General features: G+C 64.0%; 19 protein-coding genes. 16 read left to right on the top strand and 3 right to left on the bottom strand.

The features are described 5' to 3' along the window. Window positions 1–11: 11 nt before the first annotated feature. From ACVOL0_RS11190 to ACVOL0_RS11140, 11 genes are all read left to right on the top strand, one after another. On the top strand, window positions 12–644 hold the full coding sequence (locus ACVOL0_RS11190) for a response regulator (protein WP_481549183.1): 633 nt from the start codon (window positions 12–14) through the stop codon (window positions 642–644). A gap of 261 nt (window positions 645–905) precedes the next feature. Beyond that, window positions 906–2,315 (top strand): RNA polymerase factor sigma-54, encoded by a 1,410-nt coding sequence (gene rpoN, locus ACVOL0_RS11185; protein WP_481549163.1) that lies wholly within the window; start codon window positions 906–908, stop codon window positions 2,313–2,315. A gap of 14 nt (window positions 2,316–2,329) precedes the next feature. Next, window positions 2,330–2,710, top strand: a complete 381-nt coding sequence (locus ACVOL0_RS11180; protein ID WP_282272108.1) for a response regulator — start codon at window positions 2,330–2,332, stop codon at window positions 2,708–2,710. Beyond that, window positions 2,703–4,193, top strand: a complete 1,491-nt coding sequence (locus ACVOL0_RS11175) for a sigma-54 dependent transcriptional regulator (protein WP_481549162.1) — start codon at window positions 2,703–2,705, stop codon at window positions 4,191–4,193. Before ACVOL0_RS11180 ends, ACVOL0_RS11175 begins: the two co-directional genes overlap by 8 nt. 308 nt (window positions 4,194–4,501) lie before the next feature. Then, on the top strand, window positions 4,502–4,858 hold the full coding sequence (gene fliE / locus ACVOL0_RS11170) for a flagellar hook-basal body complex protein FliE (RefSeq protein WP_296248803.1): 357 nt from the start codon (window positions 4,502–4,504) through the stop codon (window positions 4,856–4,858). Window positions 4,859–4,870: 12 nt separating this feature from the next. Beyond that, window positions 4,871–6,514, top strand: coding sequence for a flagellar basal-body MS-ring/collar protein FliF (gene fliF / locus ACVOL0_RS11165; protein ID WP_481549161.1), 1,644 nt, complete (start codon window positions 4,871–4,873; stop codon window positions 6,512–6,514). 10 nt (window positions 6,515–6,524) lie between these two features. Beyond that, window positions 6,525–7,511, top strand: a complete 987-nt coding sequence (fliG, locus tag ACVOL0_RS11160) for a flagellar motor switch protein FliG (protein ID WP_062171551.1) — start codon at window positions 6,525–6,527, stop codon at window positions 7,509–7,511. Then, window positions 7,508–8,149 carry a FliH/SctL family protein gene (locus tag ACVOL0_RS11155; RefSeq protein WP_481549160.1) on the top strand — a complete coding sequence of 214 codons (642 nt, stop codon included), beginning with the start codon at window positions 7,508–7,510 and terminating at the stop codon, window positions 8,147–8,149. The genes fliG and ACVOL0_RS11155 overlap by 4 nt, the downstream gene beginning before the upstream one ends. Continuing rightward, window positions 8,146–9,531, top strand: a complete 1,386-nt coding sequence (gene fliI, locus ACVOL0_RS11150) for a flagellar protein export ATPase FliI (protein ID WP_481549159.1) — start codon at window positions 8,146–8,148, stop codon at window positions 9,529–9,531. The genes ACVOL0_RS11155 and fliI overlap by 4 nt, the downstream gene beginning before the upstream one ends. Beyond that, the gene (gene fliJ / locus ACVOL0_RS11145; RefSeq protein WP_481549158.1) at window positions 9,528–9,980 is read left to right on the top strand and encodes a flagellar export protein FliJ; all 453 of its coding nucleotides are present in this window, start codon (window positions 9,528–9,530) and stop codon (window positions 9,978–9,980) included. The genes fliI and fliJ overlap by 4 nt, the downstream gene beginning before the upstream one ends. Then, window positions 9,977–11,032, top strand: a complete 1,056-nt coding sequence (locus ACVOL0_RS11140; RefSeq protein ID WP_481549157.1) for a flagellar hook-length control protein FliK — start codon at window positions 9,977–9,979, stop codon at window positions 11,030–11,032. The genes fliJ and ACVOL0_RS11140 overlap by 4 nt, the downstream gene beginning before the upstream one ends. Window positions 11,033–11,145: 113 nt before the next feature. Here the strand turns inward: ACVOL0_RS11140 and ACVOL0_RS11135 are convergent, their stop codons facing one another. Then, window positions 11,146–11,616, bottom strand: coding sequence for an REP-associated tyrosine transposase (locus tag ACVOL0_RS11135; protein WP_481549156.1), 471 nt, complete (start codon window positions 11,614–11,616; stop codon window positions 11,146–11,148). A gap of 199 nt (window positions 11,617–11,815) precedes the next feature. Here ACVOL0_RS11135 and ACVOL0_RS11130 point away from each other — a divergent pair, with 199 nt between their 5' ends. From ACVOL0_RS11130 to fliP, 5 genes are all read left to right on the top strand, one after another. Further along, a complete protein-coding gene (locus ACVOL0_RS11130; protein ID WP_481549155.1) occupies window positions 11,816–12,331 on the top strand; it encodes a flagellar basal body-associated FliL family protein in 516 nt (171 codons plus the stop codon). Between the two features lie 9 nt (window positions 12,332–12,340). After that, window positions 12,341–13,357, top strand: coding sequence for a flagellar motor switch protein FliM (gene fliM / locus ACVOL0_RS11125; RefSeq protein WP_481549154.1), 1,017 nt, complete (start codon window positions 12,341–12,343; stop codon window positions 13,355–13,357). Continuing rightward, window positions 13,350–13,697, top strand: a complete 348-nt coding sequence (gene fliN, locus ACVOL0_RS11120) for a flagellar motor switch protein FliN (protein ID WP_481549153.1) — start codon at window positions 13,350–13,352, stop codon at window positions 13,695–13,697. The genes fliM and fliN overlap by 8 nt, the downstream gene beginning before the upstream one ends. Further along, entirely contained in the window at window positions 13,694–14,101 is a 408-nt protein-coding gene (gene fliO, locus ACVOL0_RS11115) for a flagellar biosynthetic protein FliO (protein ID WP_481549152.1), read from the top strand. Before fliN ends, fliO begins: the two co-directional genes overlap by 4 nt. A gap of 74 nt (window positions 14,102–14,175) precedes the next feature. Next, on the top strand, window positions 14,176–14,898 hold the full coding sequence (gene fliP, locus ACVOL0_RS11110; RefSeq protein WP_481549182.1) for a flagellar type III secretion system pore protein FliP: 723 nt from the start codon (window positions 14,176–14,178) through the stop codon (window positions 14,896–14,898). Between the two features lie 36 nt (window positions 14,899–14,934). On the opposite strand, the gene ACVOL0_RS11105 is transcribed toward fliP, so the two are convergent. Continuing rightward, the gene (locus ACVOL0_RS11105) at window positions 14,935–18,021 is read right to left on the bottom strand and encodes an error-prone DNA polymerase (protein ID WP_481549151.1); all 3,087 of its coding nucleotides are present in this window, start codon (window positions 18,019–18,021) and stop codon (window positions 14,935–14,937) included. After that, window positions 18,018–19,430, bottom strand: coding sequence for a Y-family DNA polymerase (locus ACVOL0_RS11100; protein WP_481549150.1), 1,413 nt, complete (start codon window positions 19,428–19,430; stop codon window positions 18,018–18,020). Before ACVOL0_RS11100 ends, ACVOL0_RS11105 begins: the two co-directional genes overlap by 4 nt. Window positions 19,431–19,588: the final 158 nt, after the last annotated feature.

Genomic DNA, 19,588 nt, shown 5'->3' with positions numbered 1-19,588 from the left:
CCCGGTCCCCTGTGCGCGTTCTCATTGTCGACGACCACACCTTGGTTCGTGCCGGGCTTACCCGGCTGCTGCAGACATTTGACGGGATCCAGGTGGTGGCCGAAGCCAGCAATGCCGAACAGGCATTGGAGATGGCTCTGTTTCATGTGCCGGACCTGATCCTGCTCGACCTGTCCCTGCCTGGCCGCTCCGGGCTCGAAGCATTGACCGATATCCGCCAACGGCTTCCGCATGCACGTGCGGTAATGATGTCGATGCACGACGATGCAGTACATGTGCGTGACGCATTGGATCGCGGTGCCGTCGGTTTCCTGGTCAAGGATGCGGCCCCTGCCGAGCTGGAGCTGGCACTGCGCGCCGCCCATGCCGGCCAGGTTTTCCTCAGCCCACAGATTTCAGCAAAGATGCTTGCGCCACTGATCGGCAAGGAACGCGCCACGGGCATTGCTGCGCTGTCGCCACGACAGAAGCAGATCCTGCGACGCCTGGGCACCGGCCAGACCACCAAGGAAATCGCCGCTGACCTGGGCATCAGCATCAAGACGGTCGAAACCCATCGGGCACGGATGATGGAATCGCTGGGCTGCCGCCGCGCCAACGACCTGCTTCTGCTCGCGCTCCGCCATGAAAACGACCTTGGTTGACGCCTGCACGTCAGCAAAAGCGAAGCTGCGTCACGAAATCGGAAAGCCGTCGCCAGTGCGGCACAAGCCATAAAAATCAATGGCTTGTAAAGATGCCCCGCATTCATAGCGCCAATTAATCGACGCCATGTAGGGTAAATACCTACAGCCCGTAGGGCGGGCCTCGACAGCTATAGGGCCAACACCTATTACCGCCCCGACATGAAGCACGCAAGATGCGTTCCACAACGCAGCCATCCATTGGCCGCAACGGGGAAACGCATGAAAGCCACACTCTCTGCCCAGCTGGGCCAGCAACTCCATCTCACACCTGCCTTGCTGCAATCGATCCGCTTGCTGCAGCTCAACGGCATGCAGCTGGAGTTGGAGGTCCGACAGGCCCTGGAGAGCAACCCGCTGCTGGAATTGCAGGAGCAGGCAGAGGATGCCCCGGCAGCAACCGATACCGATGTTGCGCAGGCTGAAACCGCAGCGTTTGACGAACTGCCCGAAAGCAATCTGTGGGATGTACCCGGCGCCAGCTGGAACGCCGACGACGAAGATCGCATGGCGCGCGTAGCGGCCGGCGAATCGACCGATCCGCAGCTGCGCATCCTCAACGCACTGGCTTATGAGCTGGACGACGCCGACCTGGCCGTGGTCGGCTTCTGGCTGGACCACTGCGATGAAGCCGGCTACCTGCAAGCCCCGCTGGCCCAGTTGACCCAGCTGGCCAGCGCCCGCCTGGACCGCAGCAGCGCCGATGTCGAAGCCCTGCGCCAGCGCCTGCTGCACGGCGAGCCGGCCGGCATGGCGGCAGTCGATCTGCGCGAATGTCTGCTGGCCCAACTCACTGCCCTGCCCGGCCAGGTGCCGGCCCGCAATCTGGCGCGCCGCCTGCTTGATGCCGACATGCAGTTGCTGGCCAACCACGACTATCCAGCCTTGGCCTGCGCTCTGGATGCCGAAGTGGAAGACGTGCGGGAAGCCTTCCGCCTGGTTCTGTCCTTGCAGCCGCGCCCGGGCGAAACCCTGCTGCCGCAGCAGGAACTGAGTGTGATTCCGGACGTGGTCGCCTGGCATGCCGACGGCCAATGGCGGGTCGCACTGAATCCAGCCACCACGCCGCGGCTGGCCATCAACAGCAGCTACGAGCGGGTTGTCGCCGACAGCAGCGGTGAAGCGGCCCAGCCCCTGCGCGACATGCTGCAGGAAGCCCGCTGGCTGACCCGCGGCCTGTCGATGCGCTACGACACGCTGCTGCGCACCGCGCGCGTCATCATCGAACGTCAGGCCGCCTTCCTGGTCAATGGTGACGAATGCATGGCACCACTGACCCTGAAGGAAGTGGCCGAGCTGATCGGCATGCACGAATCCACCGTTTCCCGCATCACCTCGGGCAAGTACCTGCAGACGCCGCGCGGCACCTTTGAACTGAAGCACTTCTTCGCCGTACGCCTGGAAGGTGCCAGCGTCTCCGGGCAGGCGGTCAAGGCCATGGTCAAGCGCCTGATCGATGCCGAACCGGCCGCTCGCCCGCTCGCCGACGAGGCCATTGCCGGCCTGTTGTCGCGCCAGGGAGTGAACATTGCACGCCGGACCGTCGCAAAATACCGCGAACAGCTTGATATTGCTCCAGCCCGCGAACGCCGCCGGCAGAGCAGCAAGCCCCAGCTGGCCCGTGTGGGCTGAGACCAAGGATTTCCATGAACAAGCTCACCGTAGTGCTGGTCGACGACCATGAAGGCTTCATCAACGCCGCCATGCGCCATTTCCGCAAGATCGACTGGCTGGAAGTGGTCGGTAGCGCAGCCAACGGGCTCGAAGCGATCGAGCGCTCCGAAGCGCTGCGCCCGCAGGTGGTGCTGATGGACCTGGCCATGCCGGAGATGGGCGGCTTGCAGGCCACGCGCCTGATCAAGACCCAGGACCAGCCGCCGTACATCGTGATCGCCAGTCACTTCGATGACGCCGAGCACCGCGAGCATGCACTGCGCGCCGGTGCCGATAATTTTGTCAGCAAGCTGTCCTACATCCAGGAAGTGATGCCGATCCTGGAAGGACTCAAGGTACAAGAAGATGAGTGAGTCACGCATTCTGGTGATCGACGCCGACGGCATGCGTGCCGAGCGCACGCTTGCGCTGTTGGAGTTCATGGACTTCAACCCGCGCTGGGTCAGCGAAGCGCAGGACATCGACATCAGCCGTCATCGCAGCAATGACTGGATGGCGGTGGTGGTCGGTGCGCTTGAAGATGCCGACCGTGCCGCCGGCTTCTTCACCTGGCTGGCTGGCACCTCGCTGCCACCCCCGATCCTGTTGGCCGAAGGCGATCCGCTGGCGTTCTCGCGCCATTACGGCCTGCACGAAGCCAATGTCTGGCCGCTGGAGCAGCCGATGCGCCACGCGCAGATGGAAGCACTGCTGCGCCGCGCCAGCCTGAAGCGTCTGGATGCCGAGCACCAGGCAGACAACGCCGGCGACAACGGCCCGACCGGACACAGCCCGGCCGTCACCGAACTGCGCCAGCTGATCGAACAGGTCTCCAATTTCGATACCACCGTGTTGGTGCTGGGCGAATCCGGCACCGGCAAGGAAGTGGTATCACGCGCCATTCACCAGCGCTCACCGCGCCGCGATGGTCCGTTCATCGCCATCAACTGCGGTGCGATTCCGCCGGACCTGCTGGAAAGCGAATTGTTCGGCCACGAAAAAGGCGCCTTCACCGGCGCATTGACTGCACGCAAGGGCCGCTTTGAAATGGCCGAGGGCGGCACCCTGTTGCTGGACGAAATCGGCGACATGAGCCTGCCGATGCAGGTCAAGCTGCTGCGTGTGCTGCAGGAGCGCAGCTTCGAGCGCGTCGGCGGCAACCAGACCATCCGCTGCAATGTGCGGGTAATCGCCGCCACTCACCGCGACCTTGAATCACGTATCGCCGATGGCAAGTTCCGCGAGGATCTGTTCTACCGCCTCAACGTGTTCCCGATCGACGTGCCTGCGCTGCGTGAGCGCGCCAGCGACCTTCCGGTACTGGTGGAAACCATCGCCACCCAGCTCGCCCGCACCGGCCGTGGCGAAGTCCGCTTCGCCCCGGAAGCGTTGCAGGCCTTGGCCAGTTACGCTTGGCCAGGCAATGTGCGCGAGTTGACCAATCTGGTCGAGCGCCTGGCGGTATTGCATCCCGGCGGCACCGTACGGGTGCAGGATCTGCCCAGCCGCTACCGCGGTGATCAGGCCAACCTGGCCGTTGCAGCGGGCAGTGATGACGAGCGGCCCATGCTGCTTGGCAAACTGCCCCCAGCGCCCGCACAACCTGCCAGCCAGCCCACCGGCTTGATCAGCAAAGTAACCGCAGCGGAAAGCAGCAACCAGTTGCCCAGCGAAGGCATGGACCTGCGCGACCACATGGCCAGCATCGAGCTGACCCTGATCAACGAAGCATTGGAACGTACCCAGGGTGTGGTCGCCCACGCCGCTCAATTGCTGGGCCTGCGCCGCACCACGCTGGTAGAGAAACTGCGCAAGTACGGTATCGAGCGCGACTCGGTCGAGGCCAGCAACCAGTAGCAGCGCCCAGCCAGCGCTATTGGTCGAAAGCCTGAAAGGCCTGCAGGTCCTGCTACCGGGCACGCTGCACTTGCCTGGGCTACAAACCGAGGTAGCTGAAACGTCGGGATTCGCTCCCCCCATCACGGCCGTCGGTTCTCCGACGGCCGTTTTCGTTTCAACCTGCCCGCCTCCATGCAACCTCGCCATGCGTATCGCCTGGGCGACGGAAATCCGACGTATTCACCAACATCAAGGCCTTCACGGTTCCGGCACGCAACTTGCAGCTGTTCCATCAGCTCCCCAACACGTTGCCCGGAACCTGCACGATGTCCCACTCCATCACCTCTGTTCTCTCCCAGATCCGCACGCTGCAGAACCAGGTGGGGCAAGCCGCGCCCCTTGGTGATGTACCGCGCAGCAACGCGATCCAGGGGCTGGCCGAAGGCAATGCCGTCGCCGCACCGTCGTTCAGCCAGGCCTTGCAGGGCGCCATCCAGGGCGTCAATGAGGCCCAGCAGAAGTCCGGGCAGTTGGCTGCCGCATTCGAGCGCGGCGATGCCAATGCCGACCTGGCCAAGGTCATGGTCGCCTCCCAACAGTCCTCGCTGGCGTTCCGCGCCACCGTGGAAGTCCGTAACCGTCTCGTCCAGGCTTACCAGGACGTGATGAACATGCCGCTGTAAGGATCCGCACGCATGGCACTCGCACTGTCCAGAGAATCGCTGAATCCGGAACGGGCTGGTGCCTGGTTCGATCGTCTGCAGAGCCTGCAGATCACCCGCCGCCTGGGCTTGATGGCAATGATCACGGTTGCGGTGGCAGCCGGTTTGTTCGTGTTCTTCTGGGCGCAGAAGCCGCAGATGATGCCGCTCTATACCGGGCTGGACCAGAAGGCGACAGCCGAGGCCACCGACCTGCTGCGCTCCGCACAGATTCCGTTTGAGTTGGACGCCGCCACCGGTGCGATCAGCGTGCCGGAAAAGAACGTGCACGATGCACGTCTGAAACTGGCCGGCTCTGGCCTGACCGAAAGCGGCCGTCTCGGTTTTGAAATGATGGAGCGCGACCCAGGCTTCGGCGTCAGCCAGTTCGTCGAAACCGCGCGCTACCAGCACGCGCTGGAAACCGAACTGGTGCGCACCATCAGCAGCCTGCGTCCGGTCCGCGATGCGCGCGTGCACCTAGCCATTCCCAAGCCCAGCGCCTTTACCCGCCAGCGCGATGTCGCCAGTGCCTCGGTGGTGCTGGAGTTGCGCGGTGGCCAGCAGCTGGAACGCAACCAGGTGGATGCCATCGTGCATATGGTGGCCTCCAGCATCCCCGATCTCGCGCCGGAACGCGTCACCGTGGTCGACCAGAGCGGCCGCATGCTCACCATCGCCGACCCCAACAGCGAAGCGGCGCTCAATGCTGCGCAGTTCGACCAGGTACGTCGCCTGGAAGGCTCCTACAACCAGCGCATCCGCGAACTGCTGGAGCCGATGACCGGTGCCGGCCGGGTAAATCCGGAAGTGAGCGTGGACATGGATTTCTCGGTCACCGAGGAAGCCCGCGAGCTCTACAACGGTGAGCCGCAGAAGGTCCGTAGCGAACAGATCAGCGAAAACACCAGCGCCACCGCCGGCCCGCAGGGCATCCCCGGTGCCACCAGCAACACGCCGCCCGGCGCAGCTGCAGCCCCACCGGCTACCGCGGCCACGCCGACCGAAACGTCCAAGAACGCAACCCGCAACTACGAGCTGGACCGCACCCTGCAGCACACCCGCCAGCCGCCGGGCCGGGTCAATCGCGTCTCGGTCGCGGTGCTGGTTGACCACGTGCCGCGCGCGGGCAGCAACGGCAAGCTCACCGATCAGCCGCTCAGCGCCGCCGAACTGACCCGCGTCGAAGCGCTGGTCAAGCAGGCCGTCGGCTTCAATGCCGAACGCGGCGACACCGTGTCGGTGATGAATGCCCCGTTCGTGCGTGAGGCGATGCCGATTGAAACCCCCAAGTGGTGGGAGAACCCGCAGGTGCGCGACGCACTGCGTCTGGTGCTCGGCGCCATCGTGGTGCTGGCCTTGCTGTTCGGCGTACTGCGCCCGGCCCTGCGTCAGATCACCGGCACTCCCAAGGCATTGTCCGGTCCGGACGATCCGCTCAGCGCCGACGTCCAGGTCCTGGACGACGGCACCGAGATGCCAGCGCTTGCCGCTGACCGCCTGCACCTTGATGGCACGCCAGCACTGGCGCTGCCGCTGGACGCTTATGAAGAACGCCTGCGCATGGCCCGCGAAGCAGTGAAGACCGACTCCAAGCGGGTTGCCCAGGTAGTGAAGGGATGGGTGTCAAATGACTGATGCAATGCCGATGACCGGCGTGCAACGTGCCGCCGTACTGCTGCTGTCGCTCGGCGAAACCGATGCGGCCGAAGTGCTGCGTCACATGGAACCAAAGGAAGTACAGAAGATCGGCATTGCCATGGCCACGCTCAGCGACGTAACCCGCGAGCAGGTGCAGCAGGTGATGGACGACTTCGGCGCCGAGCTGGGCAACAAGACCTCGCTCAGCGTCGGCTCGGACGACTACATCCGCAACATGCTGGTGCAGGCGCTGGGCAATGAGAAAGCCAGCAATCTGATCGACCGCATCCTGCTCGGCCGCAACACCACCGGCCTGGACGCATTGAAGTGGATGGACCCGCGCGCGGTCGCCGATCTGGTCCGCAATGAACACCCGCAGATCATCGCCATCGTCATGGCTCATCTGGAAACCGATCAGGCTGCCGAAGCACTGAAGCTGCTGCCCGAGCGCACCCGCGTTGACGTATTGCTGCGTATCGCCACCCTCGACGGTATCCCGCCGAATGCGTTGAACGAACTCAACGAGATCATGGAGCGCCAATTCGCCGGCAACCAGAACCTGAAGTCGTCGAACATCGGTGGCGTGCAATGTGCCGCCAACATCCTCAACTTCATGGACGGCGGCCAGGATCAGGCCATCCTCACCGAAATCGCCCGCATCGATTCGCCGCTGGGCAGCCGCATCCAGGACCTGATGTTCGTGTTCGACGACCTGGTGGACCTGGACGACCGCGAAATGCAGCTGGTGCTGCGCGAAGTCAGCGGCGAACGCCTTGGCCTGGCACTGCGCGGCGCGGACATCAAGGTGCGCGACAAGATCACCCGCAACATGTCGCAGCGCGCTGCCGAGATCCTGCTCGAAGACATGGAAGCCCGTGGCCCGGTACGTCTGTCCGACGTGGAAGGCGCACAGCGTGAAATCCTCGCCATCGTCAAGCGTATGGGCGATGAGGGCACCATCACCCTCGGCGGTGCCGCGGAGGCGATGCTGTGAACAACGCCGTGCGCTGGCACGCCCCGGACCTCAACGCACCAGCGGCCCCACTGGTGGCAGATGATTTCGATCTGGCGTCGTTGGAAACCATCGTTGCCGAGCCGGCGCCGCCACCCTTGCAGCCACCGACCCTGGACGAGATCCAGGCGATCCGCGACGCCGCGCAGGAAGAAGGTTTCCAGCAAGGCCATGCCGAAGGCTATGCGCAGGGACAGGCTGAAGTGCGGCGCCTGACCGCGCAGATCGAAGGCATCCTCGACAACTTCAGTCGGCCGCTGGTACGGCTTGAAAATGAAGTGGTTGGCGCACTCGGCGAGCTGTCGGTACGCATAGCCGGTGCATTGATCAGCCGTGCCTACGAGGCCGATCCTTCGCTGCTGAAGGATCTGATCGATGAAGCGCTGGACACGGTAAGTGGCACCCACCGCGACGTCGAAGTGCGCCTGCACCCGGATGACATCGCTGCGATCAGCAATCTGCTGACACTGCCCGCCGGGCAGCGCCTGGTTCCCGACCACAGCCTCAGCCGTGGCGACCTGCGCGTGCATGCCGAGGCCGTGCGTGTTGATGGCACCTTGGATGCGCGCCTGCGCGCTGCGCTGGCAACCGTCCTGCGCCGTGCCGGAGCCACGCAATGACCGCATCGCCCGCTCCCGCTCCCGCCGACTGGGCCGCCGCGCGCAACCTGCGCCTGGCGGCGCGCCTGGATGGCATCTCGCTGGACGCCGGCGGCGGCCACGGCCTGGTCCGCGAAGGCATCCTGCGCCGCGCCGTTGGCCTTACCTTGGAAGCTGTTGGCTGCGAAGCGCCGATGGGTGCCAGCTGCAAGGTCGAGATCATTGATGGCGGCTGGGTCGATGCCGAAGTCGTGGGTTTCTCCGGCGACCGCACCTATCTGATGCCCAGCGCCGAGCTGCATGGCCTGCTGCCCAATGCCCGCGTTGTGCCCTCCTATCGCCGTGGCGGCGTCGAAGTCGGCGAAGGCCTGCTTGGCCGGGTCATCGATTCCGATGGCGTTCCACTGGACGGCAAGGGCCCGATCCGCGCTGAAGGCGTGGTCAGCATGGCCGGCGTGTCGATCAACCCGCTCGCACGCGAGCCCATCACCCAGCCACTGGATGTGGGCGTGCGGGCGATCAACTCGCTGCTGCCGATTGGTCGCGGCCAGCGTGTCGGCCTGTTCGCTGGCTCCGGTGTCGGTAAATCGACACTGCTGGGCATGATGACGCGCTTCACCGCCGCCGACGTGATCGTCGTCGGCCTGATCGGTGAACGTGGCCGCGAAGTACGTGACTTCGTCGAGTCAACGCTGGGCGAGGAAGGCCTGCGCCGCGCAGTGGTCGTCGCCAGCCCGGCCGACCGGCCGCCGTTGGCGCGCCTGCACGGCGCCTACCGCGCCACCGCCATCGCCGAGTGGTTCCGCGACCAGGGCTTGAACGTGCTGCTGCTGATGGATTCACTGACCCGCTTCGCCCAGGCCCAGCGTGAGATTGGCCTGTCGGTTGGCGAGCCGCCGACTACCCGTGGCTACCCGCCGTCGGTATTCGCCAAACTGCCGGCGCTGGTCGAACGCGCAGGCAACGGTGCCAAGGGCCGTGGCTCGATCACTGCGTTCTACACCGTGCTTACCGAAGGTGACGATCCGCAGGACCCGATTGCCGACGCTGCCCGCGCCATCCTCGACGGCCACATCCTGCTGTCGCGGCGGGTGGCCGACAGCGGCCTGTACCCGGCCATCGACGTCGAATCCTCGGTCAGCCGCGTGGTCCAGGATATCGCCGATGACGTCTGGCGTGCACGTATCCGCAAGCTCAAGCAGCTGGTATCGGCTTACACCGCCAACCGCGACCTGATCGCCATCGGCGCCTATCAGCGTGGCAACGACCCGCTCACCGACGAGGCATTGGATCGTTGGCCGGAGATCATGGAATTCCTTGGCCAGGACGTGCATAACGCCGCCGACCTGGGCCACAGCCTCAGTGCATTGCACCAACTGGTAGATAGTGAGACGCCCGCATGAGCCCTAGCCGTCGCCTGGACCCGCTGCTGCGCCACGCGCAGGACCGCGAAGATGAAGTCGCCAAAGCCCTGGCCGAGCGCCAGCAAGCGCTGGACATGCATCAATCGCGGCTTTCCGAGTTGCGCCAGTACGCCGATGAGTACGCCAACGCACAGCTGGCCACCACCAGCGCTGCCCAGCTGCTCAATCGCCGCGCCTTTCTCGACCGCCTCGACAACGCAGTGGAAGCGCAGAGCAAGACCGTGGACAGCAACCAGGAGCGCGTGGATGCCGAGCGCGCCCGCCTGCTGCTGGCCAGCCGCGACAAAGCGGTGTTGGAACAGCTGGCCGCCAGCTACCGCGCCCAGGAAAAGCAGGTTGCCGATCGCCGTGATCAACGCGAGATGGACGATATCGGTGCGCGCCGCGCACGCCTGAAGAAAGCCGAGGGCGAAGGAGAAGGCCAGTGAACGTACTTTCTTCCGCACTTTCTGGCGCCGGCAGCGTCGACAATAGCAGTCCTGCACGCAGCGGCACTGACAAGCCCAGCGACAAGGGCTTTGACGCAATGCTCAACAGCAAGCCGGCAACGCAGAAGCCTGCCGCCAGCAAGCCAGTCGGCAACGACGCAAAGCCAGCCGACAAGGCTCCCGGCGACGACCGCATCGCCGAGGCTGGCCCCGAGCAAGCCTCCGCTGCTGACAACAGCGCCAGCGACGACAACAAGCCTGAACCGCAGGCACCGGCCGAAGATGCGCCTTGGCCACCGTTCGGCCTGTCGGCAATGGTCGCGCCGGCCGCGGAGCCGCCACCGCAATTGCCAGCAGCCATGGTCATCACCAATCAGCCTGCACAGGCGCCATCCGCCACGCCGGGACTACCTGCTGCTTCAGCCATCGCCGCTGCCAACCCGCAGGCCGCGCTCGACACCGACGACGTCGCTGCAGAATTGACGTTGCCAACAGTTGCAGCGGCAAACGACGATGCAAGTCTCAACCTCGATGTTGATACGCCCGCACCAACCGCCTTTGCATCGCTGCTGCACAACCAAGCCCTGCAGGAAGTACGTAGCAGCGCCCCGGCCAGCAGCATCACCGCGCCCACCCCGACCCCGGATCTGAACGCTGGTGACTTTGACGAGGCCATCGGTGCCCGCGTCGGCTGGCTGGTTGAACAGAAGATCGGTCACGCGCATATCCGGATCAATCCGGACAACATGGGCCAGATCGACGTGAAGCTGCAACTGGACGGTGACCGTGTCCACGCCAGCTTCAGCAGCGCCCATGCCGATGTCCGTCACGCCCTCGAAAACAGCCTGCCGCGCCTGCGCGAAATGCTGGGCGAGCAAGGCCTGCAGCTGAGCCATGCCGACGTGGGCCAGCAGTCCACGCCACAACAGCAGGGCGACAAGGCCGAGACGGGCAGCGGCTTGGCAACCGGCAACCAACTGGAAGGCACCGACGTGCCAGTCACCACCGGCCACAACCTGCGTATGCGCGGCCTGCTGGATGCGTATGCCTGAAGGCACACGTAGAGCATGATCCCCTGTAGGAGCGGCGTAAGCCGCGAAGCCGATAGCGTTTCAGATTGTCAGCTTCGCGGCTGACGCCGCTTCTACAGCGATGCGGTCGCGATTCACAGCCACACCGCATTCCAGAAAGGGTAGAAACGAACTGATGCAACCAGCCCGGCCCTGACCGGGTTCATCACAATATAGCGGGCAGCTACCTTTATATCTTCATCTTTCCGCAGGGCCCGATCATGAAAGCCACGGCTCCAGACCGGACGACGCACTGAAGCTGGCAAGCTCCGCGCGGTGTTGCTCTTGATGTTTCGGACCAAGGTACTGAGGGTTGTTTCCAGACCCAGTTGGATCAACCCATGCCAATGATCTGGCATCAGCACCCAAGCCATCAGTTCTGCATCGCTCCACAGCTGCGGGTTATGAATCAAGCGAGCCGTATCAGCTGCAAGTACATGATCCATAAAGATCGGCACACGCGTCCTGGTGGTGAAAGTGACCAGGTAGAGCTGACCAGGTGTGGAAACACGACCTTGGCGTAGTGCTTTGTGACCGTTGCAAGGGTTTGTCGAATGTAGTGACATAGTCACAGATTGGAGCTAATCGCGATCGGTGGAAGTCAGTGGGCGTACCAGTCTCGCGTCAGCGGAACCGTTGCCGGCTTCGCGGCTTACGCCGCTCCTACAACCAATCAGCTCCCTGCCTTTCTGCGTCAATAGTCCGTCACCCCTCCTCCGGCACAGCCCTTGCATCTGACTGGGCAGCAATCCTGAGGAGCACCACGTGGCCGTTGCCGCTGATAAAAACCGCAAAGCTGAACCCACCAAGGAAGCGGCAAGCAAACCGAAGCGCTCGTTGTTGGTTCCCGCCCTGATCGCCGTGTTCGCCGCTGCCGCAGCCGGCGGCGGGGTCTGGTACTTCACCCAGGGCAAAGCCCACGCCGAAGCCAGCAAGGACGCCAAGCCAAAGACCCCGGCTCCGGCCCAGTACTTCGCCCTGGACCCGGCCTTCGTGGTCAACCTCAGTGGCCCGATCGACGGCCCACGTTACCTGCAGGTTGAGGTGCAGCTGATGACCCGCGATCCGCTGGCACTGACCGCGCTGCAGACCCATGCCCCGGCCATCCGCGCCAGATTATTGATGCTGTTCTCGCAGGTCGAGCCGACCCAGATCGCCGACCGCGCGGGCAAGGAAAAACTGCAGGCATCCGCACTTGCCGAAGTACAGAAGCTGATGAAGGCCGAGACCGGCCAGAACAGTGCCGACGAGTTGTTGTTCACCAGCTTTGTGACCCAGTAAGGCGCCACGATGAGCATCAATGACCTGCTCTCCCAAGACGAAATCGACGCCCTGCTGCATGGCGTGGATTCCGGCTCGGTCAATACCGCCGAGCCGGAGGCGGCGCCGGGCGAAGCGCGTTCGTACGACTTCGCCAGCCAGGACCGCATCATCCGCGGGCGCATGCCGACCCTGGAAATGGTCAACGAGCGCTTTGCACGTTTGTGGCGCATCGGCCTGTTCAACCTGATCAGGCGCTCGGCCGAGCTGTCCGTGCGCGGGATTGAACTGGTCAAGTTTGGCGACTACCTGCATTCATTGTATGTGCCGACCAACCTCAACCTGATCCGCTTCAAACCGTTGCGTGGCACCGGCCTGATCGTGTTCGAGCCGACCCTGGTTTTCGCCATCGTCGACAACTTCTTTGGCGGTGATGGACGCTACCCGACGCGTATCGAAGGCCGTGAGTTCACCGCCACCGAAATGCGGGTGATCCAGCTGATGCTCAAGCAGACCTTCACCGATCTGCGCGAGGCCTGGGGCCCGGTGATGAACGTCGAGTTCGACTACATCAATTCCGAGATCAATCCACACTTCGCCAACATCGTCAGCCCACGTGAGTACGTGGTGGTCAGCCGCTTCCATGTCGAGCTGGACAGTGGCGGCGGCGACATCCACATCACCTTGCCGTACTCGATGCTGGAGCCGATCCGCGAGCTGCTGGACGCCGGCATCCAGAGCGACCGCAACGACCGCGACGAGAGCTGGGCGGTGATGCTGCGCGAGCAGCTGGATACCGCCGAAGTCGAGCTGTCCAGCGTGCTGGCCAAGCGCCGCATGAGCCTGCGCGAGCTGACCAGGTTGAAGATCGGCGATGTACTGCCCATCGACATGCCCAAGCAGGTGCCGCTGTGCGTGGAAGGCATCCCGGTTTTCACCGGCGAGTTTGGTGTGTCCAACGAACGCAACGCCATCAAGATCACTGCTACCCATCCTCCGGGAAAGCGCCCCAGCGTCCCCGTGATTCAGGAAAACACCGATGAATGACAATCACTCCCCCGAGACTGAAAACGCCGCAACGCCGGCGCAGTTCAGCAACCTGCAGGCCGACAACGGCGTCAGCACCGATCTGGACCTGGACGTCATTCTCGACGTACCGGTGACCTTGTCGCTGGAAGTAGGCCGCGCGCGCCTGCCCATCCGCAACCTGCTGCAGCTCAACCAGGGCTCGGTAGTGGAACTGGAACGCGGTGCCGGTGAATCGCTGGACGTATTCGTCAACGGCACGCTGATCGCGCATGGCGAAGTCGTGGTCATCAACGATCGCTTCGGCGTGCGCTTGACCGACGTGGTCAGCCCCAGCGAGCGCATCCGGAGATTGCGTTGATCGCATTGCTCGCCTATGCCGCACCGGCCGCCAAGGCGGCCACGCCGGTCGGCCAGCATGCGGCCAGTGCGCCCGGCCTGTTCGGCGCGTTCTTCACCTTGCTGCTGGTGCTGGGCCTGATCATCGGCCTGGGCTGGTTGCTCAAGCGCATGCCTGGCGGTGCGTTCCGTCCGACCGAAGGCCTGAAGGTGGTCGCCAGCATCAACGTCGGCGCCAAGGAGCGTGTGGTGGTGGTCGACGTCAACGGCCAGCAGCTGCTGCTGGGCATCACCGCCGGCGGCATCAGCACCTTGCACCAGCTGCCTGAGCCGCTGCCGCAGACGCCCGCTCCGGCCCTGCCCAATCTCAAACAACTACCGAATTTCGCCCAGTTGCTGGCACAGAAGCTGCGCAAGGACTCCTGAACATGCCGGGCCAAGGTTTCAACTCTCGCGGTTTCAACTCACGTGCGCTCTGGCAAGTACTGATCGTGCTGGCGATGCTGGCATTGCCGCTGTTCGCCTGGGCCGCACCAGGCCCACAGATGCCAGCACTGCCGGACGTAAACGTAGGCAAGATCGGCGGCGCGCCGGTCAGCCTGCCGCTGCAGACCTTGTTGTTGATGACGGCAATCACCTTGCTGCCATCGATGCTGCTGGTACTCACCGCGTTTACCCGCATCATCATCGTGCTTGGCCTGCTGCGCCAGGCACTTGGCACCGGGCAGACACCGTCCAACCAGATCCTGCTTGGTCTGGCCCTGTTCCTGACCGCGATGATCATGATGCCGGTGTGGGACAAATCCTGGTCCACCGGCATGGCCCCATACCTGGATGGCAAGATCGACTTCCAGACCGCGTGGCAGCTATCCACCGCACCGTTGCGTGCTTTCATGCTGGCGCAGGTTCGCGAAACCGACCTGATGACCTTTGCTGGCCTGGCCGGGCAAGGCCCTTATGCCAGTCCGGATGCGATCCCGTTCCCGGTATTGGTCGCCTCCTTCGTCACCAGCGAGCTGAAGACGGCGTTTGAAATCGGCTTCCTGATTTTCATCCCGTTCGTCATCATCGATCTGGTGGTATCCAGCGTGCTGATGTCGATGGGCATGATGATGCTGTCACCGATGCTGGTCTCGGCGCCGTTCAAGATATTGCTGTTCGTGCTGGTGGACGGTTGGGTATTGGTGGTCGGCACCCTGGCGGCGAGCTTCAACGCGGTGTAGTCGAGGACCGCTGTTCCGACGAGCTCCGGCGTTGACTCAATGAAAGTCGCGGCTGCGTACGTCCAGGCTGCCCAATAGCGACGACAGATCATCCAGACGGCGTGCGATCAGATGGCGCACGCCGTTTTCTGCTTCCAGTCTTCCACTGACCTGCAGCAACCGCGCTTCCAGAAACACCTGCCGTTGGCGCTCAGCCAGCTGCCGCCAGACCACGACGTTGATCTGGCCAAACTCATCTTCCAGCGTGATGAAGGTGACACCGCTGGCGGTAGCCGGCCGCTGACGCCCGCGCACCAGTCCGGCTACCAGCACATTGCCGCTGCTGCGCATGCTTTCCAGATCCCTGGAACTGCGGCAGCGGCGCGCACTCAGCTGGCGCCGCAGGCGCGCCAGCGGATGCAGTTCCAAGGTAGTCCCGAGCAAGGCGTAATCCGCGTTCAGATCTTCGCCGGCGCTGGGCATCGGCAAGGCGACATCGGCTTCGGGCGTCGCCGGCTGATCGTCGAACAGGGGCCGCTGGTCTTCGACCCCGGCAATCGCCCAGCGCGCCCGGTGCCGGTTACCGGCCATGCCGCGCAAGGCACCGGCATCGGCCAGCAGGGCGCGTGCACGCGCATCCAGATCGGCGCGTCGGCACAGGTCAGCGATATCGGAAAAAACGGCCTGCGCCCTCGCCTGTTCGATCCGCAATGCGTCCTCGGCATTGAAACCGCGCACCAGGCAAAAGCCCAGGCGGATCGCCAATCGCTCACTGTCGCGTTCCCATTCCAGCGAGCACTCCCATCCGCTGTAACGCACATCCAACGGCCGCGTTGCCACGCCATGCCGGCGCACATCCTGCAGCAGCTGGTCCGGACTGTAGAAACCCATCGGCTGGCTGTTGAGCAGTGCGCAGGTGAACTCGGCTGGATGGTGGCATTTCAGCCAGCTGCTGGCATAGGCGATCAACGCGAAACTGGCCGCATGGCTTTCCGGAAAACCATAGCTGCCGAAGCCCTTGATCTGCTCGAAGATACGCTCGGCGAACGCCAGCGGATAGCCGCGCTCCAGCATGCCTTCGGTGAGTTTCAACCGATGCGGCTCCAGCCCACCGTGGCGCTTCCACGCCGCCATCGAACGGCGCAGGCCATCGGCTTCGCTGGCATTGTAGCCAGCAGCCACCATCGCGATCTGCATCACCTGTTCCTGGAACAGCGGCACACCCAGCGTACGCTTAAGCACTTCCTTCAAGGCCTCGGAGGGGTAGTTGATCAACTCCTCACCGGTACGGCGACGCAGATAGGGATGCACCATATCGCCCTGGATCGGGCCCGGACGGACAATGGCCACTTCAACCACCAGATCGTAGAACGTCTGCGGTTTCAGCCGCGGCAGCATCGCCATCTGTGCGCGCGATTCGATCTGGAACACACCGATGGTATCGGCGCGGCTGATCATCGCGTAAGTCGGTTTGTCTTCCTGCGGAATCGTCGCCAGGGTGAAATGCAGGCCGCGATAACGCTCGATCAGATCGAAGCAGCGGCGCACCGCAGTGAGCATGCCCAAGGCCAGCACATCGACCTTCATCAGGCCCAGCGACTCCAGGTCATCCTTGTCCCACTGGATGACAGTGCGCGCTTCCATCGCCGCATTTTCCACCGGCACCATGCTGTGCAGGGCGCGCTCGGAAATGACGAAACCACCCGGATGCTGCGACAGGTAATGCGGGAAGTCGATCAGCTCGCCGGCCAGTACCAGGATGCGCCGCAACAGCGGGCTGTCCGGGTCGAAGCCGTGCTCGCGCAGGCATTCCTCCTCAGGCACGCTGTCCGACCACTGGCCAATGCTGGAGGTCAACTGGGTGATCACATCGCCGGGCATGCCCAGCACACGCGCCACATCACGCAGCGCGCCGCGCCCGCCGTACTGGGTCGCCACCGCAGCCAAGGCAGCACGCTCGCGCCCATAGCGTGAAAACACATATTGAATGACTTCCTCGCGCCGTTCATGCTCGAAATCCACGTCGATATCCGGTGGCTCATCGCGGTCATCGGAGATGAAGCGTTCAAACAATAGATGGCTGTGCGAAGGATCCAATTCGGTAATGCCCAGCACGAAGCACACCACCGAATTGGCTGCCGAACCGCGCCCCTGGCAGAGGATGCCGATGCTGCGCGCATAGGCCACCAGATCGTGCACGGTGAGGAAGTACGAGGCGTACTTCTTCTTGGCGATCAGGCCGAGCTCTTTTTCGATCAGGGCCTGCGCCTCGGCCGTCGCACCTTCCGGCCAACGCCTGCGCACGCCACGCGCCACCAGCTCCGCCAACCAGCACTGCGCCGTGTAACCGGCTGGCACCACCTCGCTGGGATATAGATAGTTGACGGCTTCTTTCAGATCAAACCCGGCGCAGCGTTTGGCGATGCACAGCGTCTGCTGCAACAACTCGGCTGGATAGATCGTTTGCAACACCTGCAACGGACGCAGGTGCCGCTCGCCATTGGCGAACAGGCGATGCCCGGCCTCGGCAACGGTGACGCGGTGACGGATGGCCGTCATCACGTCCTGCAGTGCCCGGCGCCCACGCGCATGCATATGCACATCGCCGGCAGCCACCAAGGGCAGCTGCAGCTGCGCAGCCAATGCCTGCAACTGCTGCAGACGTGCCTCGTCATCGGCACCGAGGTGCAGCTCCACCGCAATCCAGCAGCGCTGTGGGAACCATTCGCGCAACTGCATGCCTTCGGCAGGTTCCGCTTGTGCCGCAGGCAGCCACAAGGCCAATAGACCGCTGCGATCAATCGCCGCCAGATCCTCTGCCAGCAGCCGGTATTCGCCCTTCTCCGCCCGCCGTCTTGCTTGTGTTATCAGCCAACACAGCGCTTGGTAGCCTGCGGAGTCTTCCACCAGCAGCACCAGCTTCGGCCCGTTTTCGAGCTGGATCTCGCTGCCAACAATCAGCGGCAGTCCGGTTGCTTTGGATGCACGCCAGGCGCGCACGATACCAGCCAGCGTGCATTCGTCTGTGATCGCCAGCGCTTGATAGCCATGCGCCTTGGCCCGCGCGAACAGCTCATCCGCAGTCGATGCGCCACGCTGGAAACTGAAGGCGGACAGGCAGTGCAGTTCAGCATAGGCGTTCATGCGAACCAGCCCTGCAGCATGAAGCCACCCTCGCCGCCCACCTCACGCCAGGCCCAGGCCTGCTGGCCGAAGCGGGTGCTGACCCGGTAGTAATCACGGCGTACGTCATCGCCATCCCACCAACCACTCTCGATCCGCTCAGGTGCCGATAGCAGTTCCGGGCTTGCTCCCGGCCAAGGCTGCGGGGTGCGCAGCAGCCAACCTGGACGTACTGGTGACGGCAAGTTACTGGGTGCAGCTGGGGCTAGCTCGCCGCGCCAGGCATATTCGGGCCGATGGTCGGCATGGACGCGCAGGCCGTGCACGGATTGATCACCCAGACGCGCGCGCAGGCGTTCGCGCAGCTGCTCCCACGGCATGCTCTGCTGCGGACGGGTATCGAACAGCTCGCGGTGTTCCGGCACAAAGGCCGGCAACTGATCGGCGCGCAGGCCGAACTGACGCACCGGTGCCGGGATCGTGGCCTGCTCCAGACGGCTGCGGGCGATCTCGAACAACAGGCTGGCATCGCGCTCGGCCGCAAGCAGGCCGATCTCCAACGTGGTGGGCGGCCGATCCTCGTGCTCCAGCAGCAACGCAAAGCGCTGCACGCTGCCGTCACGCCCGGCCAGAAACGCCGCAAGGTCCGAGGTCAGGCGCCGCAGCGGGAACAGCAGCGCCTGTGAGGACTCCACTTCGTAACCCAGCTCGATGCGCAACTCAAATACATCCGGTGGCTGATACGGCTGCAATACAAAGGCCTGTTCGCCGAGCAAGGCATCCAGCTGCCGCAGCACATCGGGCGCAAAGCGCCGGTTGATGCTGGCCCGTGGCAAGCCCTGCAATTGCTTGACAGTGCGGATGCCCATGCGCGCGAACGCCGCCGAGGCACTGGCACCAAAGCCTGCCCGCGCCACCGGCAACTGTCCGAGCAATGTGGCCAAGCCAGCCTCATCCACACTCAGACCATCGCGCGCATTGGCCAGTGCGCGTGCCGCTACCGGATTGGGCGCCAAGGCAATCCGATGACGAAACCCCAGCGCATCCAATTCCTGCCGCAGGCGCGCCTCGAACTTCGGCCATGGCCCGAACAAGGCCAGGCTGTGCTCGATTTCAATGATCAGCGACTGCGCATACTGCAGGCTGACCTGCGAACTGAATTGATACGCCCAGGCCGCAAGGAAGCGATGCCATTCCGATTGCGTGTCCGGCTCATATGGGTGTATTTCAAACCCGGTTGCCAATGCCTGCGCTGTCACCAGCGACTGCCCTGCTTTCAGGCCCAACGCCGCCGCCGCCGGATTGACTGCATGCAGCACGCGTCGCTGGCTCGGCCCACTGATCAATACCCGCGCCGCCTCCGGTTCGGCGCAGCCACGCAGCACGCCATCCATGGCCAGATGTGGCAATAGAATGCAGGCCCAACGCATGGCTTACTGCCCCCGGACGAAGGGTAACGGACGCGGGGGGGCCCAGCCCCCCCCGCCCAAAAAAAAAACCCCCAGCCCCGGGGGGGCGGGGCAGGGGGGAAGCCAAACACCGGGGGGAGGGGTAAAGGGCCCCCGGCAACCCCCGCGGGGGGCGCCCC

Source organism: Stenotrophomonas sp. STEN021, assembly GCF_056760175.1.
The sequence above is the reverse complement of the archived record's forward strand: the minus strand, read 5'-3'. Positions and strand labels throughout refer to the sequence as shown.

Bases quoted from the DNA above. Each gene is read 5' to 3' on its own strand.
- fliG (WP_062171551.1), top strand. From the start codon at position 6,525: ATGACCGGCGTGCAACGTGCCGCCGTACTGCTGCTGTCGCTCGGCGAA.
- ACVOL0_RS11180 (WP_282272108.1), top strand. From the start codon at position 2,330: ATGAACAAGCTCACCGTAGTGCTGGTCGACGACCATGAAGGCTTCATC.
- fliE (WP_296248803.1), top strand. From the start codon at position 4,502: ATGTCCCACTCCATCACCTCTGTTCTCTCCCAGATCCGCACGCTGCAG.
- fliN (WP_481549153.1), top strand. From the start codon at position 13,350: ATGAATGACAATCACTCCCCCGAGACTGAAAACGCCGCAACGCCGGCG.
- ACVOL0_RS11135 (WP_481549156.1), bottom strand. From the start codon at position 11,616: ATGTCACTACATTCGACAAACCCTTGCAACGGTCACAAAGCACTACGC.
- fliJ (WP_481549158.1), top strand. From the start codon at position 9,528: ATGAGCCCTAGCCGTCGCCTGGACCCGCTGCTGCGCCACGCGCAGGAC.
- ACVOL0_RS11100 (WP_481549150.1), bottom strand. From the start codon at position 19,430: ATGCGTTGGGCCTGCATTCTATTGCCACATCTGGCCATGGATGGCGTG.
- ACVOL0_RS11175 (WP_481549162.1), top strand. From the start codon at position 2,703: ATGAGTGAGTCACGCATTCTGGTGATCGACGCCGACGGCATGCGTGCC.
- fliI (WP_481549159.1), top strand. From the start codon at position 8,146: ATGACCGCATCGCCCGCTCCCGCTCCCGCCGACTGGGCCGCCGCGCGC.
- fliP (WP_481549182.1), top strand. From the start codon at position 14,176: ATGCTGGCATTGCCGCTGTTCGCCTGGGCCGCACCAGGCCCACAGATG.
- fliF (WP_481549161.1), top strand. From the start codon at position 4,871: ATGGCACTCGCACTGTCCAGAGAATCGCTGAATCCGGAACGGGCTGGT.
- ACVOL0_RS11105 (WP_481549151.1), bottom strand. From the start codon at position 18,021: ATGAACGCCTATGCTGAACTGCACTGCCTGTCCGCCTTCAGTTTCCAG.
- rpoN (WP_481549163.1), top strand. From the start codon at position 906: ATGAAAGCCACACTCTCTGCCCAGCTGGGCCAGCAACTCCATCTCACA.
- fliM (WP_481549154.1), top strand. From the start codon at position 12,341: ATGAGCATCAATGACCTGCTCTCCCAAGACGAAATCGACGCCCTGCTG.